The organism is Streptomyces sp. NPDC017943 (genome assembly GCF_044328425.1).
GTDB lineage: Bacteria > Actinomycetota > Actinomycetes > Streptomycetales > Streptomycetaceae > Streptomyces > Streptomyces djakartensis_A.
Map to the genome: position 1 here is coordinate 160,303 of NZ_JBIRHH010000009.1, position 24,355 is coordinate 184,657.

25 protein-coding genes, 1 other RNA gene and 2 pseudogenes are annotated in these 24,355 nt (G+C 73.1%); 15 read left to right on the forward strand and 13 right to left on the reverse strand.

Features of this window, described 5'->3' with window-relative positions; translation table 11 throughout:
• Window positions 1–2: 2 nt before the first annotated feature.
• Window positions 3–860, forward strand: coding sequence for a type I methionyl aminopeptidase (gene map, locus ACH4C6_RS27520; protein WP_398111290.1), 858 nt, complete (start codon window positions 3–5; stop codon window positions 858–860).
• Between the two features lie 155 nt (window positions 861–1,015).
• Entirely contained in the window at window positions 1,016–1,663 is a 648-nt protein-coding gene (locus ACH4C6_RS27525; protein WP_398111291.1) for a heme oxygenase (biliverdin-producing), read from the forward strand.
• A gap of 70 nt (window positions 1,664–1,733) precedes the next feature.
• Here the strand turns inward: ACH4C6_RS27525 and ACH4C6_RS27530 are convergent, their stop codons facing one another.
• Complete coding sequence (locus tag ACH4C6_RS27530; protein ID WP_369197323.1) at window positions 1,734–1,937, reverse strand: hypothetical protein; 204 nt, start codon at window positions 1,935–1,937, stop codon at window positions 1,734–1,736.
• A 98-nt stretch (window positions 1,938–2,035) separates the two neighbouring features.
• Complete coding sequence (locus tag ACH4C6_RS27535) at window positions 2,036–2,680, reverse strand: PhzF family phenazine biosynthesis protein (RefSeq protein WP_398111292.1); 645 nt, start codon at window positions 2,678–2,680, stop codon at window positions 2,036–2,038.
• A gap of 218 nt (window positions 2,681–2,898) precedes the next feature.
• On the opposite strand from ACH4C6_RS27535, the gene efeO reads away from it, so the two are divergent.
• The 4 genes from efeO (at window position 2,899) to ACH4C6_RS27555 (ending at window position 7,250) form a co-directional block, all read left to right on the forward strand.
• Window positions 2,899–4,050, forward strand: coding sequence for an iron uptake system protein EfeO (gene efeO, locus ACH4C6_RS27540; RefSeq protein ID WP_398111293.1), 1,152 nt, complete (start codon window positions 2,899–2,901; stop codon window positions 4,048–4,050).
• 11 nt (window positions 4,051–4,061) lie between these two features.
• Window positions 4,062–5,300, forward strand: a complete 1,239-nt coding sequence (gene efeB, locus ACH4C6_RS27545; protein WP_398111295.1) for an iron uptake transporter deferrochelatase/peroxidase subunit — start codon at window positions 4,062–4,064, stop codon at window positions 5,298–5,300.
• Between the two features lie 2 nt (window positions 5,301–5,302).
• Window positions 5,303–6,133, forward strand: a complete 831-nt coding sequence (gene efeU / locus ACH4C6_RS27550; RefSeq protein ID WP_398111296.1) for an iron uptake transporter permease EfeU — start codon at window positions 5,303–5,305, stop codon at window positions 6,131–6,133.
• Window positions 6,134–6,257: 124 nt separating this feature from the next.
• A complete protein-coding gene (locus tag ACH4C6_RS27555; RefSeq protein WP_398111297.1) occupies window positions 6,258–7,250 on the forward strand; it encodes a hypothetical protein in 993 nt (330 codons plus the stop codon).
• 47 nt (window positions 7,251–7,297) lie between these two features.
• On the opposite strand, the gene ACH4C6_RS27560 is transcribed toward ACH4C6_RS27555, so the two are convergent.
• Window positions 7,298–8,032: a bifunctional DNA primase/polymerase gene (locus ACH4C6_RS27560; protein WP_398111298.1), complete on the reverse strand. Its 735-nt coding sequence runs from the start codon at window positions 8,030–8,032 to the stop codon at window positions 7,298–7,300.
• 208 nt (window positions 8,033–8,240) lie between these two features.
• Here ACH4C6_RS27560 and ACH4C6_RS27565 point away from each other — a divergent pair, with 208 nt between their 5' ends.
• Window positions 8,241–9,116 carry a glycerophosphodiester phosphodiesterase gene (locus tag ACH4C6_RS27565; RefSeq protein WP_398111299.1) on the forward strand — a complete coding sequence of 292 codons (876 nt, stop codon included), beginning with the start codon at window positions 8,241–8,243 and terminating at the stop codon, window positions 9,114–9,116.
• Window positions 9,117–9,161: 45 nt separating this feature from the next.
• On the opposite strand, the gene ACH4C6_RS27570 is transcribed toward ACH4C6_RS27565, so the two are convergent.
• Window positions 9,162–9,803, reverse strand: a complete 642-nt coding sequence (locus tag ACH4C6_RS27570) for a TetR/AcrR family transcriptional regulator (protein WP_398111300.1) — start codon at window positions 9,801–9,803, stop codon at window positions 9,162–9,164.
• Window positions 9,804–9,910: 107 nt separating this feature from the next.
• Here ACH4C6_RS27570 and ACH4C6_RS27575 point away from each other — a divergent pair, with 107 nt between their 5' ends.
• Entirely contained in the window at window positions 9,911–10,108 is a 198-nt protein-coding gene (locus ACH4C6_RS27575) for a DUF6243 family protein (RefSeq protein ID WP_398111301.1), read from the forward strand.
• A 228-nt stretch (window positions 10,109–10,336) separates the two neighbouring features.
• Here the strand turns inward: ACH4C6_RS27575 and ACH4C6_RS27580 are convergent, their stop codons facing one another.
• From ACH4C6_RS27580 to ACH4C6_RS27590, 3 genes are all read right to left on the reverse strand, one after another.
• A complete protein-coding gene (locus tag ACH4C6_RS27580) occupies window positions 10,337–11,356 on the reverse strand; it encodes a small ribosomal subunit Rsm22 family protein (RefSeq protein WP_398111302.1) in 1,020 nt (339 codons plus the stop codon).
• A 71-nt stretch (window positions 11,357–11,427) separates the two neighbouring features.
• Window positions 11,428–12,615 (reverse strand): serine hydrolase domain-containing protein, encoded by a 1,188-nt coding sequence (locus tag ACH4C6_RS27585; RefSeq protein WP_398111481.1) that lies wholly within the window; start codon window positions 12,613–12,615, stop codon window positions 11,428–11,430.
• Window positions 12,549–13,874, reverse strand: coding sequence for a multidrug effflux MFS transporter (locus ACH4C6_RS27590; protein WP_398111303.1), 1,326 nt, complete (start codon window positions 13,872–13,874; stop codon window positions 12,549–12,551). Before ACH4C6_RS27590 ends, ACH4C6_RS27585 begins: the two co-directional genes overlap by 67 nt.
• 85 nt (window positions 13,875–13,959) lie before the next feature.
• On the opposite strand from ACH4C6_RS27590, the gene ACH4C6_RS27595 reads away from it, so the two are divergent.
• Window positions 13,960–14,994, forward strand: a complete 1,035-nt coding sequence (locus tag ACH4C6_RS27595) for a Gfo/Idh/MocA family protein (protein WP_398111304.1) — start codon at window positions 13,960–13,962, stop codon at window positions 14,992–14,994.
• Here the strand turns inward: ACH4C6_RS27595 and ACH4C6_RS27600 are convergent.
• Window positions 14,981–16,621 (reverse strand): alkaline phosphatase D family protein, encoded by a 1,641-nt coding sequence (locus ACH4C6_RS27600; protein ID WP_398111305.1) that lies wholly within the window; start codon window positions 16,619–16,621, stop codon window positions 14,981–14,983. The two genes, ACH4C6_RS27595 and ACH4C6_RS27600, sit on opposite strands and share 14 nt — an antisense overlap.
• 134 nt (window positions 16,622–16,755) lie before the next feature.
• Here ACH4C6_RS27600 and ACH4C6_RS27605 point away from each other — a divergent pair, with 134 nt between their 5' ends.
• The gene (locus ACH4C6_RS27605) at window positions 16,756–17,514 is read left to right on the forward strand and encodes an SDR family oxidoreductase (RefSeq protein ID WP_398111307.1); all 759 of its coding nucleotides are present in this window, start codon (window positions 16,756–16,758) and stop codon (window positions 17,512–17,514) included.
• A 276-nt stretch (window positions 17,515–17,790) separates the two neighbouring features.
• Here the strand turns inward: ACH4C6_RS27605 and ACH4C6_RS27610 are convergent, their stop codons facing one another.
• Entirely contained in the window at window positions 17,791–18,117 is a 327-nt protein-coding gene (locus ACH4C6_RS27610) for a nuclear transport factor 2 family protein (RefSeq protein ID WP_398111308.1), read from the reverse strand.
• A 161-nt stretch (window positions 18,118–18,278) separates the two neighbouring features.
• Here ACH4C6_RS27610 and ACH4C6_RS27615 point away from each other — a divergent pair, with 161 nt between their 5' ends.
• Together ACH4C6_RS27615 and ACH4C6_RS27620 are read left to right on the forward strand one after the other, a co-directional pair.
• Window positions 18,279–18,836 carry a DoxX family membrane protein gene (locus tag ACH4C6_RS27615; protein ID WP_376323435.1) on the forward strand — a complete coding sequence of 186 codons (558 nt, stop codon included), beginning with the start codon at window positions 18,279–18,281 and terminating at the stop codon, window positions 18,834–18,836.
• Between the two features lie 44 nt (window positions 18,837–18,880).
• Entirely contained in the window at window positions 18,881–19,225 is a 345-nt protein-coding gene (locus tag ACH4C6_RS27620) for a MazG-like family protein (protein WP_398111310.1), read from the forward strand.
• Between the two features lie 26 nt (window positions 19,226–19,251).
• On the opposite strand, the gene rnpB is transcribed toward ACH4C6_RS27620, so the two are convergent.
• The 4 genes and pseudogenes from rnpB to ACH4C6_RS27640 all read right to left on the reverse strand — a co-directional run bounded on the left by rnpB (window position 19,252) and on the right by ACH4C6_RS27640 (window position 22,003).
• An RNA gene (gene rnpB, locus ACH4C6_RS27625) (RNase P RNA component class A) lies at window positions 19,252–19,655 on the reverse strand.
• 115 nt (window positions 19,656–19,770) lie between these two features.
• Window positions 19,771–20,550: pseudogene (locus ACH4C6_RS27630) on the reverse strand (DMT family transporter); the annotation flags it as partial.
• Window positions 20,551–20,569: 19 nt separating this feature from the next.
• Entirely contained in the window at window positions 20,570–21,400 is an 831-nt protein-coding gene (locus ACH4C6_RS27635; RefSeq protein ID WP_398111312.1) for an AraC family transcriptional regulator, read from the reverse strand.
• Between the two features lie 24 nt (window positions 21,401–21,424).
• Entirely contained in the window at window positions 21,425–22,003 is a 579-nt protein-coding gene (locus ACH4C6_RS27640; RefSeq protein ID WP_398111313.1) for a Uma2 family endonuclease, read from the reverse strand.
• 166 nt (window positions 22,004–22,169) lie between these two features.
• Here ACH4C6_RS27640 and ACH4C6_RS27645 point away from each other — a divergent pair, with 166 nt between their 5' ends.
• The 3 genes and pseudogenes from ACH4C6_RS27645 (at window position 22,170) to yaaA (ending at window position 24,330) form a co-directional block, all read left to right on the forward strand.
• Window positions 22,170–22,928, forward strand: coding sequence for a MerR family transcriptional regulator (locus ACH4C6_RS27645; RefSeq protein ID WP_398111314.1), 759 nt, complete (start codon window positions 22,170–22,172; stop codon window positions 22,926–22,928).
• Window positions 22,925–23,504 (forward strand): annotated as a pseudogene (locus ACH4C6_RS27650) (hypothetical protein). Before ACH4C6_RS27645 ends, ACH4C6_RS27650 begins: the two are co-directional and overlap by 4 nt.
• A 43-nt stretch (window positions 23,505–23,547) precedes the next feature.
• The gene (gene yaaA / locus ACH4C6_RS27655) at window positions 23,548–24,330 is read left to right on the forward strand and encodes a peroxide stress protein YaaA (protein ID WP_398111315.1); all 783 of its coding nucleotides are present in this window, start codon (window positions 23,548–23,550) and stop codon (window positions 24,328–24,330) included.
• Window positions 24,331–24,355 lie beyond the last annotated feature (25 nt).

A 24,355-nucleotide genomic window follows, 5' to 3' on the forward strand; every position in this document is an offset into this window, starting at 1 on the left:
GCATGTCTGGCCAGTCGCTGCTCGTCCCCGGGGAGCTCTCCCCCACCCGTTCCGTGCCCGGAAACATCCGCCGCCCCGAGTACGTGGGCAAGCCCGCGCCGAAGCCGTACACCGGACCGGAGGTGCAGACGCCCGAGACGATCGAGGCGATGCGCGTCGCCGGCCGGATCGCGGCCCGGGCGATGGCGGAGGCCGCGAAACTCATCGCCCCCGGCGTGACGACCGACGAGCTCGACAAGGTGGCGCACGAGTACATGTGCGACCACGGCGCCTACCCCTCGACGCTCGGCTACCGCGGCTTCCCCAAGTCGCTGTGCACGAGCGTGAACGAGGTCATCTGCCACGGCATCCCGGACTCGACCGTGCTGCGCGACGGCGACATCGTCAACCTGGACGTCACGGCGTACATCGGCGGGGTGCACGGCGACAACAACGCCACCTACCTCGTGGGTGACGTCGACGAGGAGTCGCGGCTGCTGGTCGAGCGGACCCGGGAGTCGCTGGAGCGGGCGATCAAGGCGGTCAGGCCCGGCCGGCAGATCAACATCATCGGCCGCGTCATCGAGTCGTACGCCAAGCGCTTCGGGTACGGGGTGGTGCGGGACTTCACCGGCCACGGCATCAACTCGTCGTTCCACTCGGGCCTGATCGTCCCGCACTACGACAGCCCGCACGCGACCACGGTCATCCAGCCCGGGATGACGTTCACCATCGAGCCGATGCTGACCCTCGGGACGCACGAGTACGACATGTGGGACGACGGCTGGACCGTCGTCACCAAGGACCGCAAGCGCACGGCGCAGTTCGAGCACACGCTGGTCGTCACGGACACCGGCGCGGAGATCCTCACGCTGCCGTAGCGCGCGCCCACGAACCCGGCGACGGCCCGCTCTCCCCGGAGGGCGGGCCGTCGGCGTGCGCACGGCGGTTTTTCCCGACGCCGTGTCGGGAAGTTTACCGACAGCACGTCGGCAAGCCGTTGACTCGGGGTGACCCGACCGCAGAGAGTGGGCCCATGGAATCCTTCTCGACCGTCGTCCGGACCGCGTCCCGCGAGCAGCACGAGGAGGTCAGGGGCTCGGCCTTCCTGAGCGACCTGCTCGGAGGCAGGCTGGGGGTCGAGGCGTTCGCCCGCTACACCGAGCAGCTGTGGTTCGTGTACGACGCCCTGGAGTCCGCCGCCGGGCGGCTGGCCGAGGACCCGGTGGCCGGCCCCTTCGTCCGCCCGGAGCTGTTCCGCGGGGCGGCGCTGGAGCGGGACCTGGAGCATCTGCGCGGCCCCGGCTGGCGCGCGTCGGCCGAAGCGCTGCCGGCGACGCGCGCGTACGCCGGGCGGATCGCCGAGTGCGCGCGCACCTGGCCGGCCGGGTACGTCGCCCACCACTACATCCGCTACCTCGGCGACCTCTCCGGCGGGCAGATCATCCGCGCCACGGCCGAGAAGACGTGGGGCTTCGCGAGCAGAGGTGACGGGGTCCGCTTCTACGTGTTCGAGCAGGTCCCCAACCCGGCCGCCTTCAAGCGGGGCTACTGGGAGCTGCTGGACGCGCTGCCCGGGGACGCGCTGGAGCGCCGGCGCGTCGTGGCCGAGTGCCGGCGGGCGTACGAGCTGAACAACGGGGTGTTCCGCGCCCTGGGCGAGGAGTTCCCGCTCTCGGCGTGACGCGTGCGGGAACGGACCGGGGCCCCTCGCGCGCGGCGAGGGGCCCCGGTCCGTTCGAAGCTCGGCCGACTCAGATGTCGAACGGGCCGTTGTGGCAGACGGCGCCGCCCCACTCGATCTCGGCGGTCTCGGCCTCGAGCTCACCGAAGTACGGGCTGCACGCCACGTGGTCGCGGTACTCGTGGCCCTCGTCGTCGGCCGCGGCGGTCGCCGCACCCGTGGCGGTCACGGCGGCGGTCAGGGCGATGACGGCCAGAGCGGAACGAATGCGCATGGGATTCCTCTCGCGGTGGTGCTCGGTCACGCCCAGTGGTCCCCGCTCACCGCGGCTCACACACGCTGTTCCACCCGTACGGGCGCGCGCCACCCGGGTCAGCGTTCCAGACGCACCCGGCCGCCGACCTCCGTCCAGCCGCCCGGCTGGGGTGCGGTGAGGATCTGGGACCCGGCCCCCTGGGTGATGTTGAGGGCCCGGCCCAGCAGGTCCGTGAGCAGCAGGGCCGCCGCCCCGGTCGCCTCGTCCTCGTCGATGCCGTCGCCCCGGCCGGGGAAGGCCCGGGCCCGGATCCGCCCGGCGGACTCGTCCTCCCAGGCCCAGGCGTACACCCACTCCCCGACGGGTGGCACGTCCAGATGCTCGACCTCCGCTGCGCTGCCGTACTGGCGCAGGGTGCGCGGCGGGACCCAGTCCGCCCGGGCCTCGATCCAGCAGAACTCCCCGTCCTGCCGCGCCCCGGCGACCCCGGCCGGGGTGACCAGTTCCGGCACGTCCAGCAGCCAGGCCGCGCCGACGCAGGGGTGCCCGGCGAAGGGCAGGCGCACGGTGGGCGTGTAGATGTCGATCATCCCGCGCTCGGGGTCGTCGACGAACACCGTCTCACTGAACCCGGCCTTCGCGGCGAACGCCTGCCGGTCCTCCCGCTCCGGCAGCACGGAGCCCTCGCGCACGACCGCGAGCTCGTTGCCGTAGCCGCCGTTCGGCCCGCAGAACACGCGGAGCACGTCGTAGTCAGTCACGGGGGCATTCAAGCACCGGTCGATCACCCGGGTGGCCGGGGGCGGAGGACGGGAAGAACGAGCGTTCGCGCAACCCGGCGCCGCAGTCTTGACCGCTCTTTGACCGATTCATGAGGTGGATTTGATGACACTTACGCGATTCTTATGCGTTAGGTGAGCCTCACCTTCCCAAGCCGAGGCTCACCGCACTCATGTTTCGGCCACGCACTGGAGCCCTCATGCGATCCGCGAGACCTTCCCTCGCCCTCACCGCCGTCGCGGTGGCGGCTCTGACCGCCGTCACCGGCTGCACCGAGAAGAGCGACGCCAAGGGCGGCGACCGCGTGATCAACGTGACCGCGACCGACGACAAGTGCGAGGTGTCGAAGAAGGAGTTCCCGGCCGGGCACGTCGAGCTGGCCGTCGAGAACAAGGGCTCCAAGGTCACCGAGGTCTACGTCCTCTTCCCCGACGACCGCGTGGTCACCGAGCGGGAGAACATAGGCCCCGGCACCAAGCAGCGCGTCACCGCCGAGGTGAAGGCCGGCGACTACCAGATCGCCTGCAAGCCCGGCATGAAGGGCGACGGCATCCGCCAGTCCGTGAAGGCCACCGGCGGCAAGGCCGTCAAGCGCGACCCCCGCCTGGACCGGGCCGTGGCGGCGTACCGGTCCTACGTGCAGCAGCAGGCCGACGAGACCCTGCCGAAGGCGGAGGCCTTCGCCGAGGCCGTCCAGGACGGTGACCTCGACGCCGCGAAGAAGGCCTACGCCCCCTCCCGCATCGGCTGGGAGCGCACCGAGCCCGTCGCGGAGTCCTTCGGCGACATCGACCCCAAGGTCGACGTCCGCGAGGACGGGCTGGAGGACGGCCAGGACCCGGCCACCGACTGGACCGGCTGGCACCGCCTGGAGAAGGCGCTGTGGGAGGACGGGAAGATCGGCGCCCGCGAGAAGGACCTCGCCGGGCTGCTGATCAAGGACCTGAAGGACTGGCAGAACCGGGTCGGCAAGGCCGAGATCACCCCGACCTCCATGGCCAACGGCGCCAAGGAACTCCTCGACGAGGTCGCCACCGGCAAGGTCACCGGCGAGGAGGAGCGCTACTCGCACACCGACCTGGTCGACTTCAAGGCCAACGTCGAGGGCGCGCAGAAGTCCTACGACCTGCTCGAGCCGGTCGCCAAGGAGAACGACCCGGCCCTGGCCACCGAGCTGGGCAAGCAGTTCGCGGCCCTGAACGCCCTGCTCGACAAGTACCGTCCCGACAGCGGCTCCTACGCGTTCACCTCCTACGACAAGGTCGGCAAGGCCGACCGCAAGGAGCTGTCGGACGCGGTCAACGCCCTGGCGGAGCCGCTGTCGAAGCTCGCCGCGGCAGTCGTGAAGTAGCGGGAACCGCCATGACGGACAGCAACGCGCCCTCCCCCAGCCGCCGTTCCCTGCTCGGGTGGGGCGGCGCGGGCCTGGCGCTCGGCGCCGCCGCGGCCGGCGGCGCCGTGGCGATGGCCCGCACGGACGAGGAACCGAGGCCGCAGGCCGGCACGGCGGTCGCCTTCCACGGCCCCCACCAGGCGGGCATCGCCACCCCGGTCCAGGACCGCCTGCACTTCGCCGCGTTCGACGTGACGACGGACGACCGGGCGTCCTTCGTCCAGCTCCTCAAGGACTGGACGGAGGCGGCCCGCCGCATGACCGCCGGGCACCCGGTGGGCGAGGGCGCCTACGGCGGCCTGCCCGAGGCACCCCCGGACGACACGGGCGAGGCGCTCGGCCTGCACGCGTCCCGCCTCACCCTGACGATCGGCTTCGGTCCCTCCCTGTTCGACAGGTTCGACCTGGCGGACCGGCGGCCCGAGGCCCTGGTGGACCTGCCCAAGTTCCCGGGCGACAACCTCGACCGGGCCCGCAGCGGCGGCGACCTGTGCATCCAGGCCTGCTCCGACGACCCGCAGGTGGCGGTCCACGCCATCCGCAACCTGGCCCGCATCGGCTTCGGCAAGGTCGTCATCCGCTGGTCGCAGCTCGGCTTCGGCAAGACGTCCTCGACGACGCCCGAAGGGCAGACCCCGCGCAACCTCTTCGGCTTCAAGGACGGCACGCGCAACATCGCGGGCACCGAGACGGACCGCCTGCGCGAGCACGTCTGGGTCGGCGAGAAGGACGGCCCGGCCTGGATGGCGGGCGGCAGCTACCTCGTCGCCCGCCGCATCCGCATGCACATCGAGACCTGGGACCGCACCTCGTTGCAGGAGCAGGAGGACATCTTCGGCCGTGACAAGGGCGAGGGCGCGCCGGTCGGCAAGGCGAAGGAGCGCGACGAGCCGTTCCTGAAGGCGATGAAGCCCGACGCGCACGTGCGGCTCGCGCACCCCGACGCCAACCACGGGGCGACGATCCTGCGCCGCGGCTACTCCTTCACCGACGGCACCGACGGACTGGGCCGCCTGGACGCGGGCCTGTTCTTCCTGGCCTACCAGCGCGACGTGCGCAAGGGCTTCATCCCGATCCAGCGCAACCTGGCCGCGGACGCGCTCAACGAATACATCCAGCACGTGGGTTCGGCGCTGTTCGCCGTCCCGCCGGGCGTCCGCGACCGGGACGACTGGTGGGGCCGGGCGCTGTTCTCCGAGGAGGCGTAGGCATGTTCTCCAACTACCTGATCGGCCTGCGCGAGGGTCTGGAGGCGAGCCTCGTCGTCTGCATCCTCATCGCGTACCTGGTCAAGACCGGCCGCAGGGACGCCCTGAAGCCGATCTGGGCGGGCATCGGCGTCGCCGTGGCGCTCGCGCTCGGCTTCGGCTGCGCCCTCGAATTCGGCTCCCAGGAGCTGACGTTCCAGGCGCAGGAGGCGCTCGGCGGCTCCCTGTCGATCCTCGCCGTGGGCCTGGTGACGTGGATGGTGTTCTGGATGCGGCGCACCGCCCGGCACCTGAAGTCGGAGCTGCACGGCCGGCTGGACGCGGCCCTGGCGATGGGCACCGGCGCGCTGGTCGCCACCGCGTTCCTCGCGGTCGGCCGGGAGGGCCTGGAGACGGCCCTGTTCGTCTGGGCCTCGGTGCACGCCGCGAGCGACGGCACCCCCAAGCCGCTGCTGGGCGTCGCCCTCGGCCTGCTGACGGCGGTCCTGCTGGGCTGGCTGTTCTACCGGGGCGCCCTGCGCATCAACCTGGCGAAGTTCTTCACGTACACCGGTGGCATGCTGGTCGTCGTCGCGGCGGGCGTCCTGGCCTACGGCTTCCACGACCTGCAGGAGGCCGACTTCCTGCCCGGCCTCACCGACAAGGCCTTCGACATCTCCGGCACGATCCCGCCGGACAGCTGGTACGGCACCCTGCTGAAGGGCGTCTTCAACTTCCAGCCCGATCCCACCACCCTCCAGGTCGCCGCCTGGCTGCTGTACCTGATCCCGACCCTGGCCCTGTTCCTGGCGCCGGCCAGGACCGCCGAGGAGCCGGTGGGCGAACGGGTCTGACGCCGCCGGGTCCGCCCGTGCACCCGCTCCGCAGCGGGCGCGCACGGGCCGGACCCACCCCGGTCCGGCCGCCGGAGGCACCCGGTAGGGTTCGCCTCCGGAAAGGGGAAGGTGAAGGAACCCGATGAGCAGGGATCGCGACCCTCGAACGCTCCGCCGGCCCGCCCGGAGCGCCCTCATAGCAGCCTCGCTGACCGCTTTGTCGCTGACGGCGAGCGGATGCGTCGTCGTGCACGGCGAACGGGAGGTCCTCCCGTCCACCACCCGGGCCCAAGCGGCCGAGGCGCTGCGGGAGTTCACCGCCGCGTACAACGAGGCCGACGAGGCCTACGACGCCTCCCTGGACGCCGACCGCACCACGGGAGCCCTCGCCGACATCGACGCGGCCCGGCTGAAGGCCGGCAAGGTGAACAACCCGGACGGCAACCCGAACCACACGCCGCTGAAGCTGACGGACGCGAAGTTCACGATCCCGAAGAAGGCCGGCTGGCCCCGCTGGTTCCTCGCCGACGCCGCAGGCAACAAGGGCGGATCCGCCCGCTGGCTGCTGGTGTTCACCCGCAGCAGCCTCGACGACCCCTTCCAGGTGGCGTACCTGACGCTCGTCGCCCCGGCCGCCGTCCCGCGGTTCGCGCAGGACGCGGACGGCTGGGCCGAGTCCGTGCCGGTGCGGGCGAAGGACCTGGCGACGGCGCCCGGCGAGCTGAGCCGGACGTACGCCACGTACCTCAAGAGCGGCGGGAAGGGCTTCACCGACGGGCCGCACACCAGCCGGTGGCGGGCCCTGCGGGAGAAGAACGGCAAGCGGCCGGGCATGGTCACGCAGTACATCGACGAGCCGCTCGCCGGCGGCGACTACACGCCGCTGGGGCTGCGCACGCAGGACGGCGGTGCGCTGGTGTTCTTCGCCACGCGGCACTACGAGAAGCAGACGGCGCACGCGGGCACGTCGGTGCCGACGCCCAACAAGGCCGTGCAGGCGCTGACCAAGGGCGAGATCAAGCAGACCCTGACGATGGAGTTCGTCTCCAACGAGGTCGCGCTGGACCCCAAGGGCCCGGGCAAGGTGACGGTCCTCGGGCGGATCCAGGGCCTGACGGCGGCCCAGGGCTCCTAGACGTCACCCGCGGCACGGCGCACCGGCGTGCGGCGGGGCCGGGCGCCTCAGTGCCGCAGGGGCCAGGCCGTACCGGCGGGGTCGCTCTCCTGGCCGGCGTAGCGGGTGCAGACCTCGGTGAGCACCTCCAGCAGGCTCAGCGGGTCGGGCAGCGCGTGCTCCGGGCCGCGCACCCACCGCACGGCCTGCTCGTCGCCGGGCAGCCGCGCCGGCGGGACGAGCACGTAGGAGCCGCGGCAGTGCCAGCGCAGCCCGGGGTGCTCGTCCATCGTCTCGGGGTGGCAGTCCAGTTCGCAGGGCCACCACTCGTCCTCGTCCTCGGGCGTACCGCGGGTGAGGGTGAAGAACAGCATGCGCCCGTCGTCGCTCTCGGCGACCGGCCCGACCTCGACGCCCTCGGCGAGCAGCCGCTCCAGCGCGTCACGGCCGGCCTCGAGGGGCACGTCCAGGACGTCGTGCACCATGCCGGTCGCGGTGATGAAGTTGGCCTGCGGCTGATGGCGGGCCCAGCGCTCGATCTGGCCGCGGTCGGTGGTGGACTGCGTCTGCCAGGCGAAGGACACCGGGTGACGGGCCGGGGTGGGGCAGCCGACGCGGTCGCAGGAGCAGCGGTATCCGGCCGGATGCGCGGCGGGCGCCAGGGGCAGTCCCGCGTCGGCGGCGGCGAGCAGCAGGTCCTCACGGCCGCCGTCCCCGGCGGCCTCCTTCGGCCGGCGCCCGGCGCGCAGCCACTGGGTGAGTCTGCCCTGCAGGCCGCTCCGGCCGCCGAACTCCGCGCTCATCTATCTCCTCGCCTCGCCGTCGTGCCGAACAGCATGCCTCATCGTCCCATCTTTGCGCGCACCGGGGGCCCAGAGCCCACATCCGGGGCAGGACGGCCGAGACGGGTACCGGTGGGGCGAGGCATATGCCGCCGGGATGATCGGTACTCCTCATATGATCTGGTGTCATTGCCTGCTTTGTCGTGACATGGCGCCCTACCGTAACGCCATGGTCATTTGGATCGCGCTGACGGGTCTGGCCTCCGCGGCATCCGTGGTCTCGCTGACCCTGACGGGACCCGCCGGCGCCGCCCCGGTCCCGCTGGAGTGGGGCACGGGCCACCTCACGGCGGCGGCCCTGCCCCGGATCACCTACGTCGCCCATCGCGGCGGCGCCCGGGAGGTGCCGGAGAACAGCATGACGGGCCTGATGGCCGCCTACGCCCGGGGGACGGCGCAGGTGCTGGACTTCGACACCCGGATGCTGCGCGACGGCACACCGGTGGTGTTCCACGACGAGACGCTGAACCGCACCACCGCCCTCGGGGGCGAGGTGCGCGGCCTCGACGCCCGGGAGTGGCAGGGCGTACGGCTGCGCCCGAGGGACCGGCTGCCGGGCAGCTGGCGCCCGGAGCGGCCGCCGACGGTCGCCGAGGTGCTGGATCGTTTCGGCGGGCGGATCGTGCTGATGCTGGAGGCGAAGGACCCGCGCAGCCTGGACCGGCTGGCCGGTCTCATCAAGGCCCGCGGCCTGACCCGTTCGGTGTTCGTGAACTCCAACGACCCCGCGGTCGCGCTGCGGGTGCACCGGCTCGGCCTGCTGACGCAGCTGTGGCGCTCGGCGGAGCAGTTGCGCACCGACCGGCCCGAGCGGTGGCGGTCCTTCGTGGACCTGCTCGACGTCGACCACCGGGCGCGCGACGCGGACCTGGTGCGGGCCGTGCGGTCGGGCATCCCGCGGGTGTGGGCGCACACGGTGGTGACGGACGCGCAGCGCGACCGGGTGCTCCGGCTGGGCTGCGACGGCGTCATCACGGACGCCCCGGGGCGCCTGGCCCGGGCCGCACGGCGGGACGTGCGGCGGGACGTCCGGCGGGGCACGTGACGGACCGCCCGGTGGGGCGCGTCCAGCGGGCGTCCAGCGGGCCTCTCAGCGGGGCGCGAGGCCGTGGAGGGCGTAGTCGACGAGCGTGTCGGTGTACGCGTGGGAGATCGGACCGGTGTGCTGGAGCCAGCGCTGGGCGAGCGGGGAGACGAAGAACTCCAGGGCGATGCGCGGGTCGACGTCGTCACGGATCTGCCCGGCGTCCTGCGCGGCACGCAGCCGGCCGATGTAGAGGTCGAGTGAGGGCTGCAGGAGCTCGGCCACCAGTTCCCGTCCGAGCTGCTCGTTGACGACGCCTTCGGCGGCGAGCGCCCGCGAGGGTGCCTCGAAGCGGGGGTCGCGCAGTTCGTCGACGGTGGCGCGCAGGACCGCCTTGAGGTCGGCGGCGACGTCACCGGTGTCGGGAAAGGTGTGGGGCGCGGCCCCGGCCTCCTCGGTGGACCGCTCGGCGAGGTCGAGGAAGGCCTCCATCAGCACGTCCGCCTTGGACGGCCACCACCGGTAGATCGTCTGCTTGCCGACCCCGGCCCGGGCGGCGATGCCCTCGATGGTGGTCTTCGGGTAGCCGGCCTCGACGACGAGCGCCAGGGCGGCGTCGTAGATGGCGCGGCGGGACCGCTCGCTGCGGCGGGTGGAGTCGGGGGCGGGCTTGCCGGCGGCGGGCTGGGGCGAGTTCTGGGCGGCCATGGCCCGAACTTATCAGTTGACAAGACGGTTCGTCTCGCCGACAGTGGAGCACGTCCGAACGCGAGACGATACGTCTCGTTCACTGAAGCGGGAGAGGGGAGTCCGACATGGCCCGAGGCGGAGCCGGAAACATGCTGGGGATTGGCGGTGCGCGCAGGAACCTCAGCCGCGAGGCCCTGCGGGGCGCGGGCAGGGCGGGCCGGGTCGGCGGCGGACTCGATCCGCAGGCCCGCAAGCGCGAGCTGCTGCGCCGGCTCGAGGAGCAGCGGGAGCAGCGCGGAGAGCGCGGAGACCGGGAGGGATGACGGGAGGAGGCGGACGGTACGGCACGGCCGTCGCCCTGAGCCTCCCCCGTCCGGAGGAGGCGGCCCCCTCCTGCGCGGGATCCTCCCGGGCCGTACGGCGGATGTACTGAGGCGGTCGCGGCCGGCGACCGGCGGACACCGCCGAACGGACTCCCGGGAGGACCCTGCTCATGTGCGCAGGGCGCGGGTGGGCGCGGGGGTCGCCCCGGGCCGCGGGGCCGGGTTCCGTCAGACGGAGGGGCCGGGGGTAGGGCCAGGACCGGCAGCGGCATCGGGCCAGGGGTCGCCCCAGTCGGCGTCGCGGGCGGCCTTGTAGAGGTCGCCGTGCCGCTTGGTGACGGTGGTGCGGCGCAGGGACGGTTCCTTCTCGCACAGGTCGAGGAGGACCTGGCCCTTGCGGATCTGGGGGCGCCGGACGATGCGGGAGGGCGCGGCCTCGGCGGGGAACCGGCTCGCGGCGACGTAGCTGAACTTCTCGTCCTCGTACGCGAGCGAACCGCCCTTGACCTGGCGGTGCAGGGAGGAACGGCTGAGCCGGGCGGAGAAGTGGCACCAGTCCGTGCCGGGGGCGATGGGGCAGGCGGCGCTGTGCGGGCAGGGCGCGGCGATGTGGAACCCGGCGGTGATCAGGCGGTCCCGGGCCTCGATGACACGGGCGTACCCGTCCGGGGTGCCGGGTTCGACGATCACGACGGCCTGGGCGGCGGCCGCGGCGGCGTCGACGAGGGCGGTGCGGTCGGCGGGCGTCAGCTCGTTCAGGACGTAGGAGACCGTGACGAGGTCGGTGCTCTCGAGGGTGAGCGCCGCGCCGATGCGGGAGCGCTGCCAGCGTGCGTCCCGCAGCGCGGGGTCGGCCCCCGCGATCTCCCGCCCGAGGGCGAGGGCGGGCTCGGCCCAGTCGAGCACGGTGACGGGCCGCTGCCCGTCCCAGGTCGCGCTCACCGCCCACGCGGCGGCCCCGGTCCCGCCGCCGACATCGGTGTGCCCGCCCGGCGCCCAGGAGGGCACCGCCTGCGCGAACGCCTCCAGCGCGGAGCGCACCGCTTCGAAGGTGGCGGGCATGCGGTAGGCGGCGTAGGCGGCGACGTCGGCCCGGTCGCGGAGGATGGGGGCGTCGGTCGGGGTGGCCCCGCGGTAGTTGGCGATCAGCCGCTCGACGGCCTGCGCGGCCTGCCGGGGCGGAAGACCGTCGAGCAGGCCGGCAAGGGCGGCGCGGAGATTCTCGGCCGGAAGTGCGGGGGCGTTCACCCGGCGATTCTACGAGGCGCGGCGGGGGGCCGGAGCGGCGCTCCGCAGTGGGACCAGCACCGGGCGGCGGATCACCGTACCGCCCGGGCCACCCTCGATCCCGCCGCCGCCCTGGGCGCGCTGTCGGGGCGGCGCCTGCGGGGGTGGACCGCGTTCGTGAGCAGGATCAGGAACGTGTCCGTCGCCCGGTCCAGAACGAGGGACGTGCCCGTGAAGCCCGTGTGCCCGGCCGCCCCGCGCCCGGCCAGGTCGCCCATGAACCACGGCTGGTCGAGCGAGAAACCCAGCCCCGGCGGGGTGAAGAGGAGGTCGACGAAGTCGGGGCCGAGGATGCGGGCGGGGCCGTAGGAACCCCCGGCGAGCAGGGTGCGGCAGAACACCGCCAGGTCCCGGCCCGTGGAGAACAGGCCGGCGTGGCCCGCCACTCCGCCGAGCGCCCAGGCGTTCTCGTCGTGCACCTCGCCCCGCACCATGCCCCGGTCCGCCTTGGCCCAGGGGCGCCGCTGGTCCTCCGTCGCCGCCGCGCCCGGGCACGGCCCGAAGCCCGTCGCCGTCATGCCCAGCGGCCGGGTGATGCCGTCGCGGACGAGGACGTCCAGCGTGCGGCCGGTGAGGCGTTCCAGGAGGTGCTGGAGGAGCAGCATGTTCAGGTCGGAGTAGCAGTAGGTGCCGGGCACGCCGACCGGTGCCTCGGCCCGGAGCAGGGCGAGGCGCTGCCCGTCGTCGGCGCAGTCGTACAGCGGGAGTTCGGGCCGCAGCCCGGACGTGTGGGTGAGCAGCTGCCGGACGGTGATGCCGTGCCGGGCCGCCGCGGTGAAGTCGGGCAGGTAGGCCCCGGCCTTCGCGTCGATGCCCAGCGTGCCGCGCTCGATCTGCTGCACGGCGGCGACGGAGGTGAAGAGCTTGGTCAGGGAGGCCAGGTCGAAGGGCGTGCCGACGGTCATGGGGACCCGCTCCCCGGGGGGCAGTTCCACACCGGCGTCGGTGTCCGGGTCGTAGGCCGCGTAGCGGACGGCCCAGCCCGCCGCCTCCTCGACGGCGATCACGGCGCCGCGTCCGACGACCAGGACCGCGCCCGGTGCCCAGGGACGCCGCCCCGTGGTGAGGACGTTGATCTCCCGGACGAGGTGACGCAGCTCCGCGGGGTCGAGTCCGGCGCGTTCCGGCGTGCCGTCGCGCAGTCTCGGTGCGCTCAGCTCTCCGCCCCTTCCGCCGGTGCCGCTGCCGCAGCGCTCGTGCGCCGGCCTCCCGTCCTCCAGGGTCGGCACATTCCCATGAAGCAGGCCAGTGCCACCAGGGCGGAGGCCAGTTGGACGACGGCCATCGGGACGGCGGTGTCCTCGCCGGCGACGCCAACGAGCGGGGAGGCGATCGCGCCGACGAGGAACGAGGTCGTGCCGAGCAGGGCGGACGCCGAGCCGGCGGCGTGCTTGGTGCGCATCAGGGCGAGCGCCTGGGTGTTGGGCATGGTGATGCCCATGGCGGACATCAGCAGGAACAGCGCGACGGCGACGGGCCCGAGGCCGACCTCCCCGAACACGCCGAGGGACATCAGCAGCAGCGCGCCGGCCGCGGTGATGACGATCGCGAGGCCGATGCCCAGCACCCGGTCCAGGCTGACCCGGCCGACCAGGACCTTGCCGTTGATCTGGCCGACGATGACCAGTCCGACCGAGTTGACGCCGAACAGCAGGCTGAAGGTCTGCGGGGAGGCGCCGTAGATCTCCTGGACGACGAAGGGGGACGCGGAGATGTAGGCGAAGAGGGCGGCGAAGGCGAAGCCGCCGGTGAGCATGTAGCCGGTGAAGGCGCGGTCGGCGAGCAGGCCGCGCATCGCGTGCAGGGCCTCGCCGACGCCGCCGCTGTGCCGCCGCGCGGGCTCCAGGGTCTCCGGCAGCCGCGTCCAGACGAGGACCCCGATCAGCACGCCGATGACGGTGAGGACGACGAACACGCCCCGCCAGTCGGTGACCCGCAGGACCTGACCGCCGATCAGCGGGGCCACGATCGGGGCCACTCCGGAGATGAGCATGAGGGTGGAGAAGAAGCGGGCCATGGCCATGCCGTCGTAGAGGTCGCGGACGACGGCGCGGGCGATGACGATCGCGGCGGCGCCCGCGAGGCCCTGGGCGAGCCGGAAGGCGACCAGGGTCTCGACGGTGGGGGCGAGCGCGCACAGGACGGTGGCGACGACGAAGACGGCGAGCCCGGCGAGCAGCGGCCGGCGGCGCCCCCACCGGTCGCTCATCGGCCCGACGACGAGCTGCCCGAGCGCCATGCCGGCGAGGCAGGCGGTGAGGGTGAGCTGGACGGTCGCGGCGGGCGCGTGCAGGGAGCGGGTGACCTCGGGCAGGGACGGGAGGTACATGTCCATGGCCAGGGGCGGTACGGCGGTCAGGCTCCCGAGGAGGAAGGTGACCAGGAGCCCGGTGCGGCGGTGCGGTGTGCGGTCGGGCCGCTCCGTCCCGGCTGCGGCCTCCTGCGCGGTCTTCGATATGGACGCCCCACCCTCGGGCATGAGTCCCTCCCTCGATACGTCGATCGCCACCTATGCTCTCAGCTCGTACGCAGTGCTCGGGGTCACGAGGTGGAGGCGGGGCGGAATGACGGCGGACACGGTGCGGTGGGGGATCCTGGCGACCGGGGGGATCGCGGCGGCGTTCACCGCGGATCTGATCGACCTGCCGGACGCGGAGGTCGTGGCGGTGGCGTCGCGGTCGCCGGAACCGGCGAAGGCGTTCGCGGAGCGGTTCGGGATACCCCGGGCCTACGGCGGCTGGGACGCCCTCGCCCAGGACGAGGACATCGATGTCGTCTACGTCGCCACCCCGCACACCGCGCACCGGGCCGCGGCCGGTCTGTGCCTGGCGGCGGGGCGGCACGTGCTGTGCGAGAAGCCGTTCACGCTGAACCTGCGCGAGGCGGAGGAACTCGTCGCGCTGGCGCGGGAACACGGGCGCTTCCTGATGGAGGCGATGTGGATGTACTGCAATCCGCTCGTGCGGCGGATGAAGGCGCTGGTCGACGACGGGGCGATCGGCGAGGTGCGCAGTGTGCAGGCCGACTTCGGGCTGGCGGGTCCCTTCCCGCCCTCGCACCGGCTGCGCAGCCCGGAGCTGGGCGGGGGCGCGCTGCTCGATCTGGGCGTGTACCCGGTGTCGTTCGCGCAGTTGCTGCTCGGTGAGCCGTCGGACGTCGCGGCGCGCGCGGTGCTCTCGGAGGAGGGCGTCGACCTCCAGACGGCGGCGGTGCTCTCGTGGGAGAGCGGCGCCCTGGCCTCGGTGCACTGCTCCATCGTGGGGGGTACGCCCAACGCCGCCTCGATCACCGGCTCCCGGGGCCGCATCGACCTCCCGCACGGGTTCTTCTTCCCGGAGCGGTTCGTGCTGCACCGGGACGGCCGGGACGCCGAGGAGTTCACGGCCGACCCGCTGGACGGCCCGCGCAACTCCATGCGCCACGAGGCGCTGGAGGTCATGCGGGCCCTGCGCGCCGGCGAGACGGAGTCCCCGCTGGTCCCGCTCGACGGCACGCTCGCGGTGATGCGGACGCTCGACACGATCCGCGACCGCGTCGGCGTCCGCTACCCCGGCGAGACCCCGGCGGGGGACGCGGCAGCGGACCTCACGCCGGCTTGAGCCCCTGCTCCCCCACCTCCGTGACGAACGACGCGGCCGTCGTGACCGGCGCCCCCTGCCTGGTCACGTACGGCACGGTCTTGAAGTCGGCGCGCGCGGAGCGCTGTCCGAGGGTGACCGTGGCGTAGCCGCGCCGTCCGTTGAAGAACTTCAGGTGCGGGTTGGCGGACGTGTAGGTGTCCCAGGTGGCGGGTCGGTCGGCGCCGTCCCGGCCGCTGGAGACCGACGTCGTCACGATCTCGGTGCCGAGGGTGGCGGAGGCCGGGTCGTCGAAGTCGTCCTTGATGTCGAAGGCGTAGGCGGAGTGCACGTCGCCGCTGAGCACCATCAGGTTCTCGACTCCGGCGGCCTTCGCCCCGTCGAGCACGCGGCGGCGCGAGGCGCTGTAGCCGTCCCAGGCGTCCATCGACGCCCGGGCGGGGCGGGTGAGGTCCATGTTCCGCCGGGAGAACAGGACTTGCTGCGGTACGACGTTCCACAGCGCCCGTGAGGAGCGCCAGCCGTCGAGCAGCCACCGCTCCTGCGTGGCGCCGGTCATGGTGCGCGCCGGATCGTCGGACTCGGGGCCGGGGACGTGCGCAGTGTCGCCGTAGGCCTGGTCGGAGCGGTACTGGCGGGTGTCGAGGACGTCGAACTGGGCGAGCCGGCCCCAGGTCAGGCGGCGGTACAGCCGCATGTCGGGTCCGGCCGGGCGCTGGGGGCGGCGCAGCGGCTGGTTCTCCCAGTAGGCGCGGTAGGCGGCGGCGCGGCGCAGCAGGAACTCCTCCGGCGGGACGCCGTTCTCGGGGGTGTCGTCGGCGTAGTTGTTCTCGGTCTCGTGGTCGTCCCAGGTGACGACGAAGGGGTGGGCGGCGTGGGCGGCGCTCAGGTCCGGGTCGGACTTGTAGAGGGCGTAGCGCAGCCGGTAGTCCTCCAGCGTCAGCGTCTCGCGGGCGAACAGGCCGGGCAGGGTGCGGTCGGTGTACTTGCGCTGCCCGCCGGCCGCGTCGACGGCGTACTCGTAGAGGTAGTCGCCGAGATGGAGGACGAGGTCGACGTCGTCGGCGGCGAGATGGGCGTACGGGGTGTAGTAGCCGTCGTGGTAGGCCTGGCAGGAGACGGCGGCCAGGGTGAGGGACGGGACGCGGCTGCCGGGCGCGGGGGCGGTGCGGGTGCGGCCGGCCGGGCTCACCCAGCGGCCCGTGCGGAAGCGGTAGTGGTAGACGCGGCCGGGTTGGAGGTGGTCCACCTCGACGTGGACGGTGTGGTGGAACTCGGGGTGGGCGGTGGCGGTGCCGCGCCGGACGATGCGGCGGAAGCGCTCGTCGTGGGCCAGTTCCCAGTGCACGGTGACGCGTTCGGCGGGCAGGCCGCTGTCGGCCTGGAAGGGGACGGGCGCGAGGCGGGTCCACAGGATCACGGAGCCGGGCTGCGGGTCGCCGGAGGCGACGCCCAGTGTGAAGGGGTCGTCGGTGATGCGTGCGGCGTCGAGTTCGGCGGCGGCCGCGACTCCGGGCGCGGGCAGGCCGGTCGCGAAGGCCAGCGCGGCGGCGGCGCCGGTGGTGGTGAGGAAGCGACGGCGGTTGATGTGGCGGGCGGCGGCGCGGAGTTCGGGGGCGTGGTGCGACGGGTGTGCTGCGGGTGTCATCCGGTCCTCCCCTGGCGAATGGCTGCAAGGGGCATTGCAGTGGCCGGGGACGACTCCTGGTTGACGCGTACACGGCACCCACATGGCGGGCAGGGAAGTTCCGGGTGACGGGCCCTGCCGTACGCTGCGGGCCCATGAACGCCAAGGAAAATGCAGTCGCGGTGGTGACGGGTGCGGGCTCGGGCATCGGCCGGGCGGTCGCGGTGGAACTGCTGCGCGCCGGCTGGTCGGTGGCACTGGCGGGCCGGCGCGCACAGACGCTGGAGGAGACGGCGGCCCTGGTTCCCGAGGGAGCGGCGCTGACGGTGCGGACGGACGTCTCACGCCCCGAGGACGTCACCGCCCTGTTCGACACCACGGCCGGGCGGTTCGGCCGGGTGGACCTGCTGTTCAACAACGCCGGCACGTTCGGGCCCGGCGGCGTGCCCGTCGAGGAGCTGCCCTACGACGCGTGGCGGCACGTGGTGGACACCAACCTCAACGGGGCGTTCCTGTGCGCGCAGGCGGCGTTCCGGCGGATGAAGGAGCAGGACCCGCAGGGCGGCCGGATCATCAACAACGGCTCGATCTCCGCGCACACCCCTCGTCCGCACTCGGTGGCCTACACGGCGACCAAGCACGCCCTGACGGGCCTGACGAAGTCCCTCTCCCTGGACGGCCGTCCGTACGGGATCGCGGTCGGGCAGATCGACATCGGCAACGCGGCGACCGACATGACGGCCGGCATGCAGGCGGGAGTGCTCCAGGCAAACGGGGAAGTAGCCCCGGAACCGGTGATGGACGTGGCGGACGTGGCGCGCACGGTGCGGCACATGGCGGAACTGCCGCTGGGGGCGAACGTGCAGTTCGCGACGGTGCTGGCGACGACGATGCCGTTCGTCGGACGCGGCTGAGGACGGACGCGGAAAGTCCACGCGTCAACGTGCACATCCGGAATATGAACGTCCGAACTATTGCGGCCGGTCGGGCGCTTATGCTCAACTCTCCTACACCAAAGCTTCACACTTGGAGCAGAGGGCTTCCATGGGCCACATCCAGGGGGGAGGCGGCAGTCGTTCCACGGCACCGGGTGGGGGTGGACCCCGCGTGGGATCGCGGAGTACGCACCGGTACGCGTGGAACGACTGCCGCCCAAGGCCTGAGGGGCGCAGGCCTTGCGGAAGGGGACGTCAGGCCTGGCCGGTCTCGAAGCGGGAGATGCGGCCGTCGTCGTCCACGGTGAAGCTCCAGCGGGTGCGCATCTCGCCCCACGTGTCGTTGCTGTAGCGGGCGACGAGCGAACGGCCGCCGTTGGACTCGTTGTCGACCTCCATGTGGCCGCGCGAGGAGAAGATCTCCCGGTCGACCCACTCGGTGAGGTCCCGGTCCGTGCCGTCGTCGGCCATGGTGGCGCCGGGCGCGAGGAGCGCCATGAAGGCGTCGCGGTCGTGGTTGTTCACGGCCGCCACGAAGGCCCGGACGGCCGGGTCGCTGAGCCGCGTGGTCTGGATCGTCATACGAGCAGCGTGGTCCCGCGGGCCGGGCCTCGCCACCCGTACCACCCGAACGGCGCTCCCGGCGCCGCCGCCGGATGTCCGCTGCATCCGCAGGTGCCACGGTGGAGGAGCGCCTCCGCACGAGGCCCCACTTGTTCCTGCTGTCCGCTCCGGGAGACGACGTGACGCGCTACGACCGACGTGATCTGGGACTGCTGCTCCTGCGACTGGGGACGGGCGGTGTCCTGGCGGCCCACGGCGCGCAGAAGCTGTTCGGCTGGTTCGGCGGCCACGGCATCGAGGGGACCGGCCAGTTCATGGAGTCCATCGGCTACGTCCCCGGCAAGGCGAGCGCGACGGCGGCGGGCCTGGCCGAGACGGGCGGCGGCACGCTGCTGGCGCTGGGCCTGGCGACCCCCGCGGCCGGGGCGGCGGCGGCCGGCGCGATGGCGGGCGCGGCGGCGGTCCACACCCCGAACGGCTTCTTCAACCAGGAGGGCGGCTACGAGTACGCGGCGACGCTTGCCCTCACGGCGGCGGGCCTGGCCGTCACCGGCCCGGGCCGCCTCTCCCTGGACCACGTCCTCGGCCACGCGGTGAACCGCGGCTGGATGATCCCGGCGGCCTTCGCGGCGACGGCGGCGGGCACGGTGCTGGTGATCGGCGCGCGGGCGAGGCGCCTGAGGAAGGCGAAGGAGGGCGAGCAGGACCCGCTCTTCGAGGAGGAGTACCTGGAGTAGCGGGCCCCCGGGGGTTGTCAGACCCTCGTGGCAGGCTGCCGCCCATGACGGATCACACGCCGCCCGCGCCCGACCTGTGGGACACGATCGACACCTTGTCGGAGTGGCTCGACACCAACCGCCCGGTCGAGGGCCGCGAGGGCCTGCTCCTGCGCATCCTGAAACTCTCCGAGGAGGTCGGCGAGGTCGCGCAGGCGGTGATCGGGGTGACGGGCCAGAACCCCCGCAAGGGTGTCACGCACACGTGGGAGGACGTGCAGGCGGAGCTGTGCGACGTCGTCGTGACGGCACTGCTGGCACTGCGGACGCTGACGCCGGAGGCGCGGGAGGTGTTCGGGGGGCATGTGGCGCGGGTGCGGGAGAGGTCGCTGGTGTCGACCCGGCCGTGACGGCACCGGCGATCCGCTGAGAGCGGCAGACGAGTCGGGCTGTACGCCGGGTTCTGTTCCCCGGGTTCCTCGCGGAGCCCGGGGCGACGGCCATCCATCTAGGGCCGGCGTTGCCGCCGGCCTCGTGCGGTCTACCCGCGGACTCGGGCGGGCAGCCCTCGAACGTCCGCGCAGAGACACCGAGGTGTCTCCTCTTGACCTTGCTCCGGGTGGGGTTTACCTAGCTGCCTGAGTCACCTCAGGCACTGGTGGTCTCTTACACCACCGTTTCACCCTTACCGAGGACCGAGATCCCCGGCGGTCTGCTTTCTGTGGCACTGTCCCGCGGGTCACCCCGGGTGGCCGTTAGCCACCACCCTGCCCTGTGGAGCCCGGACGTTCCTCGGGAAGCCCCCTCACGGGGACTCCACGCGGCCGTCCGCCCGGCTCGTCTGCCGTGTCGACCATGGTACCCGGGGTGCGTCCCGCTTCGGTGCCGCGGCCGTGGCCAGGACCGAACCCGCCAGGATCAGCGTGAAGGCGACGCCGATGCCCAGGGTCAGCTCCTCGCCCAGCAGGAGCGCGCCCGCGGCCACCGCCACCGCCGGGTTGACGTACGTGATCACCCCGGCCCGGGTCGGGCCGATCTCCTTGATCAGCTCCAGGAACGCCACGAACGCCACCGCCGTGCAGACGACACCCAGCCCGGCCAGCGCCGCCAGGACCTCGCCGGAGGGCATGGCGTCGGGGCGGGTGAGGAAGGCGGCCGGGGCGTAGACGGCGGCCGCCAGCGCCAGGCAGGGCGTGATCAGTTGCAGCGTCGGCACGTCCTTGAGGTGCCGGGCGGCGATCAGCGGGGCGGTGGCGTAGCCGACGACCGTCACCAGCACCTCGGCCAGGGAGCGGGCGTCTCCGCCGGTGAGGTGCGGCAGGGTGAGGACGGTGACGCCCGCGAGACCGAGGGCCAGCCCCGCGACACGGCGGGCCCCCACCCGCTCCCCCGCGCCGAAGAAGCGGGCGAGGAGGATCGCGACGATCGGCACGCCCGCGATGAGGAGCCCCGCGGTGGAGCTGGACAAGTGGCGTTCGGCGTCGGTCAGGGTCCACCAGGGGCCGATGATCTCGATGACGGCGAAGGCCAGCATCGGCTTCCAGTGCGTCCGGACGGTCCGGCCGAGTCCGCCCTGGCGCAGCGCGAACGGGAGCAGCAGCGCGGCGCCGAGCGCACACCGCGCGAACACCACCACGGACGGCGACAGGTCGTCCACCGCCACCTTGATCATCAGATAGGGAATGCCCCAGACCACTCCCATCAGGGAGAACAGGAACCAGCCGCGTGCAGTCATGCGGTGATTCTCGGCCGCGTCACCGGACCGCGTCTTGAACGCTGTTGCGGTACGCCGCCGGGGTCACGCCCAGCACCCGGCGGAACCAGCGGGTGAGGTGCGCCTGGTCGGCGAAGCCCACGAGCGCGGCGGCCTCGGCCGGGCGCAGGCCGGCCTCCAGCAGGCCCCGGGCCCGAGCCACGCGGTGCTGCGCGAGCCAGGCGTACGGCGGGACGCCCACGGTCGTGCGGAAGGCGCGCAGGAGCTGGTAACGGGACAGGCCCAGGTCGGCGGCGAGGGCGGCCAGGGACGGCGGGTCCAGCAGCTCGTCGGCGAGGCGGTCGCGGACGGTCCGGGCGAGGGCGGCGGCCCCGGGCACGGTGTCGTCCGCCGCGCGGGCGGTGGAGTGGCGGCGGGCCAGGGCGGTGAGCAGCCAGGGCAGGCGGGACTCGGCTTCCAGGGGGTCGGGGCAGGCGCTGATGTCGGTGTGCGCCGCGCGCAGGGCGGCGGCCAGTTCCGGGTCGTGCAGGACGGGGTCGCGGAAGTGCGGCAGCCCGCCGAGCGTGCCGTCGCGGAGCAGGGAGGTCCCGGCGTAGAGGGCCTGGTAGGCGTAGCCGTCGCACGCGGCAGGGCCGCCGGTGTGCATCTCGCCCGGCTCCAGCACGACGATCGAGCCGGGGTAGGAGTGGATGTGCCCGCCGCGATAGGCGATGATCTCGGACCCGCCGACGGTGACGCCGATCGTGAACTCGTCGTGGGCGTGGGGCGCGTAGACGTGCCGGTCGAAGCAGGCGGTGAGCAGATCGAGCGCCGGCCCGCCCCGCCCCAGCCGCGCCCTGGTCCAGCTGGCATGCTCCCGCGGTGTCCCCATGTCGTACCCCCCGCCTCCAGGGGATCAGAGGAGGTCGGCGGTGTCCAGGTCGAAGGCGAAGGGGTCGGGCAGGGTGACGGTCTTGCCGAAGGGGCGGGCGCAGTGCTCGCGGTAGTCGTCGTCCTTGGGTTCGCTGAACACGGTGACCTGCGCGGTGTCGCGGTCGACGAGCAGGTAGAGCGGGATGCCCGCGCGGGCGTAGCAGCGGCGCTTGGTCTCGCGGTCGGCCTGCGGTTTGGTGGAGGTCACCTCCAGGACCAGGGCGAGGCCGTCGCAGGGCATCCATGAGCCGGACCCGCCGAACAGGTCGCGGTCGAGGGGAGCGAAGGTGGCGTCCGGTACCAGGTGGTTCTTCGGGCAGGCACCCCCGCTTGTGAGCTTCAGCCCCTTGTTGCCGGAGAAGTCCATGTCGGTCCGCGAGTGCCTGATCACCTGCCTCACGATCCGGCTGATGCACTTCTCGTGATCCCCGTCCGGCGGCGGCGTCACAACGATCTCCCCCTCGATCAGTTCGGCCCGGAAACCCTCCGGTGTGTCCAGGGCGAGAAAGCCCTCCAGCAGGACGTCTTCCTGCGAGAGCGGCTCGTGGGCCATGGCAGTCATGTCACGCCCCTCCTTCTGTCGCTCGCCAGACTGGGACATCGCCGAACCACCCGCCCGTGAGATCGGGAACCGTTCCCTCGATCGTGGCACACGCCCGCCGTCCCCGTCAGAAGGCCGGGGACCCGCTGCTTGACCTTGCCGTGGCGTCAGCGTTTTCACTGGTGGCATGCGGATCGGAGAACTCGCCCGGGTCGTCGGCGTCACCACGCGGGCCGTGCGGCACTACCACCATCTCGGGCTGCTGCCCGAGCCCGAGCGGCGGGCCAACGGGTACCGGGAGTACACCCTGCGGCACGCCGTCGTGCTGGCGCGGATCCGGCGGCTGACGGAGCTGGGGCTGGGGCTCGCCGAGGTGCGGGACGTACTGGCCGACGAGGAGGGCAAGGACCTCGTCGAGGTGCTCACCGAGCTGGACGAGGACCTGGCGCGGCAGGAGGAGGAGATCCGCGGGCGGCGGGCGCGGCTGAGGGCGCTGCTGGAGGCGGAGGACGGGCTGCCCGCCGAGGGGCCGGTCTCACCGGAGCTGGCGGCGCTGTTCGCCGGGACGGCGCATCTGTCCGAGCACTCGCCGATGGCCGCCAAGGACCGCGAGATCATCGCGTTCCTGGAGACCGCCATGCCGGCCGGGGACCGGGAGCGGATGGTCGCGTCGATCGGGGAGGCCTTCGGCGCGCCGGGGGCGGTGCAGCGGGTGGCGGCCGCGTACGCGCTGCTCGACGCGCTCGCCGGTGTCGAGCCGGACGACCCGCGGGTCGAGGAGGCGGCCCGAGCGCTGGCCGGCTGCATCCCGCCCGGCCTGTTCCCGCAGGCCGGGGAGGTCGACGAGAACGACGGCGTGGTGCGCGCGCTCTACGCCGACCTCGCCCCGGCGCAGGCGGAGGCCGTCCGCCGCACCATGCGGCTGCTCGGCGAGGAGCTGCGGTGAGGACCGTGCGGCGGCTGGCCGGGCACGAGCTGCGGTTGCTGTGGAGCCTGGTGCTGTGGGCGGCCCGGCGCAGGCAGGGCGCGGCCGGCGGGCAGAGCTTCGGGTACGCGGGCGGGCAGGGCGCCATGATGGCCGGGTTCGCTTTCGTGTGCCTGGTCGAGACGGTGGCGATGTCCGTGCTGCTGGAGGACTTGGCCGACCGTGCACGCGGTGGTCCTCCTCCTGGACGTGTACACGATCGTGCTGGTCGTCGCCCTGCACGCCTCGTCCGTGGTGCGCCCGCACGTGCTGGACACCGGCGCCGGCGCGCTGCGGATCCGGCGGTACGTCCATGTCGACCTGGAGGTGCCGCTGGAGCGGATCGCCTCGGTACGGCGGGAGCTGCGGATGACGCACGAGCGGGCCGAGGGCGAGCTCGACGTGGAGGTCGGCGCGCAGACCACCGTCACACTCGAACTGACCGAGCCGGTCACCCACGTCACCTTCCTGGGCCGCCGCCGCGAGGTGCGGGTCGTCCGCTTCCACGCCGACGACGCCGGCGGCCTGGTCCGCGCCCTCGGGCGGGCCCGGGTCTGACGCCCCCGTACGCTGGCGGCGGAGTTCGATCGAAGGAGTACCCGTGCTCGTCCTGCTGCCGCCGTCCGAGGGGAAGGCCGCGTCCGGCCGCGGTGCCCCGCTGAAGCCCGAGTCGCTGTCCCTGCCGGGGCTGGCCGGCGCCCGCGAGGCCGTGCTCACCGAGCTGGTCGAGCTGTGCTCCGGTGACGAGGAGAAGGCGCGCGAGGTGCTGGGGCTGAGCGAGGGCCTGCGGGGCGAGGTCGCCAAGAACGCCGCGCTGCGCACCGCCGGGACCCGGCCGGCCGGGGAGATCTACACCGGCGTGCTGTACGACGCCCTCGGCCTGGCCACCCTCGACACGGCGGCCAAGCGCCGCGCGTCGCGGTCGCTGCTGGTGTTCTCGGGGTTGTGGGGGGCGGTGCGGGTGACGGACCGGATCCCGTCCTACCGCTGCTCGATGGGCGTGAAGCTGCCGGGTCTGGGCGCGCTGGGCGCGCACTGGCGTGCGCCGATGGCGTCGGTGCTGCCGGAGGCGGCCGGGCAGGGGCTGGTGCTGGACCTGCGGTCCGCCGCGTACGCCGCCGCCTGGAAGCCCAAGGGCGAGGTCGCCGGGCGGACCGCGTCGGTGCGGGTGCTGCACGCGCCGACCCGCAGGGTCGTCAGCCACTTCAACAAGGCGACGAAGGGGCGGATCGTACGGAGTCTGCTGACCTCGGGGGCGGCGCCGGAGTCGCCCGCCGCGCTGGTCGAGGCGCTGCGGGACCTCGGGTACGTCGTGGAGGCGGAGGCGCCCGCGAAGGCGGGGCAGCCGTGGTCCCTGGACGTGCTGGTGGACGAGGTGCATTAGGACCGGCGAGGTGCACCAGGACCGG

Excerpts from the sequence above, each read along its gene's own strand:
- ACH4C6_RS27555 (WP_398111297.1), top strand. The coding sequence starts at position 6,258 with ATGAGCAGGGATCGCGACCCTCGAACGCTCCGCCGGCCCGCCCGGAGC.
- ACH4C6_RS27600 (WP_398111305.1), bottom strand. The coding sequence starts at position 16,621 with ATGACACCCGCAGCACACCCGTCGCACCACGCCCCCGAACTCCGCGCC.
- ACH4C6_RS27560 (WP_398111298.1), bottom strand. The coding sequence starts at position 8,032 with ATGAGCGCGGAGTTCGGCGGCCGGAGCGGCCTGCAGGGCAGACTCACC.
- ACH4C6_RS27635 (WP_398111312.1), bottom strand. The coding sequence starts at position 21,400 with ATGGGGACACCGCGGGAGCATGCCAGCTGGACCAGGGCGCGGCTGGGG.
- efeU (WP_398111296.1), top strand. The coding sequence starts at position 5,303 with ATGTTCTCCAACTACCTGATCGGCCTGCGCGAGGGTCTGGAGGCGAGC.
- ACH4C6_RS27525 (WP_398111291.1), top strand. The coding sequence starts at position 1,016 with ATGGAATCCTTCTCGACCGTCGTCCGGACCGCGTCCCGCGAGCAGCAC.
- ACH4C6_RS27595 (WP_398111304.1), top strand. The coding sequence starts at position 13,960 with ATGACGGCGGACACGGTGCGGTGGGGGATCCTGGCGACCGGGGGGATC.
- efeO (WP_398111293.1), top strand. The coding sequence starts at position 2,899 with ATGCGATCCGCGAGACCTTCCCTCGCCCTCACCGCCGTCGCGGTGGCG.
- ACH4C6_RS27575 (WP_398111301.1), top strand. The coding sequence starts at position 9,911 with ATGGCCCGAGGCGGAGCCGGAAACATGCTGGGGATTGGCGGTGCGCGC.
- ACH4C6_RS27570 (WP_398111300.1), bottom strand. The coding sequence starts at position 9,803 with ATGGCCGCCCAGAACTCGCCCCAGCCCGCCGCCGGCAAGCCCGCCCCC.
- ACH4C6_RS27605 (WP_398111307.1), top strand. The coding sequence starts at position 16,756 with ATGAACGCCAAGGAAAATGCAGTCGCGGTGGTGACGGGTGCGGGCTCG.
- ACH4C6_RS27530 (WP_369197323.1), bottom strand. The coding sequence starts at position 1,937 with ATGCGCATTCGTTCCGCTCTGGCCGTCATCGCCCTGACCGCCGCCGTG.
- map (WP_398111290.1), top strand. The coding sequence starts at position 3 with ATGTCTGGCCAGTCGCTGCTCGTCCCCGGGGAGCTCTCCCCCACCCGT.
- ACH4C6_RS27565 (WP_398111299.1), top strand. The coding sequence starts at position 8,241 with ATGGTCATTTGGATCGCGCTGACGGGTCTGGCCTCCGCGGCATCCGTG.
- ACH4C6_RS27620 (WP_398111310.1), top strand. The coding sequence starts at position 18,881 with ATGACGGATCACACGCCGCCCGCGCCCGACCTGTGGGACACGATCGAC.
- ACH4C6_RS27610 (WP_398111308.1), bottom strand. The coding sequence starts at position 18,117 with ATGACGATCCAGACCACGCGGCTCAGCGACCCGGCCGTCCGGGCCTTC.
- efeB (WP_398111295.1), top strand. The coding sequence starts at position 4,062 with ATGACGGACAGCAACGCGCCCTCCCCCAGCCGCCGTTCCCTGCTCGGG.
- ACH4C6_RS27645 (WP_398111314.1), top strand. The coding sequence starts at position 22,170 with ATGCGGATCGGAGAACTCGCCCGGGTCGTCGGCGTCACCACGCGGGCC.
- ACH4C6_RS27590 (WP_398111303.1), bottom strand. The coding sequence starts at position 13,874 with ATGCCCGAGGGTGGGGCGTCCATATCGAAGACCGCGCAGGAGGCCGCA.
- ACH4C6_RS27640 (WP_398111313.1), bottom strand. The coding sequence starts at position 22,003 with ATGACTGCCATGGCCCACGAGCCGCTCTCGCAGGAAGACGTCCTGCTG.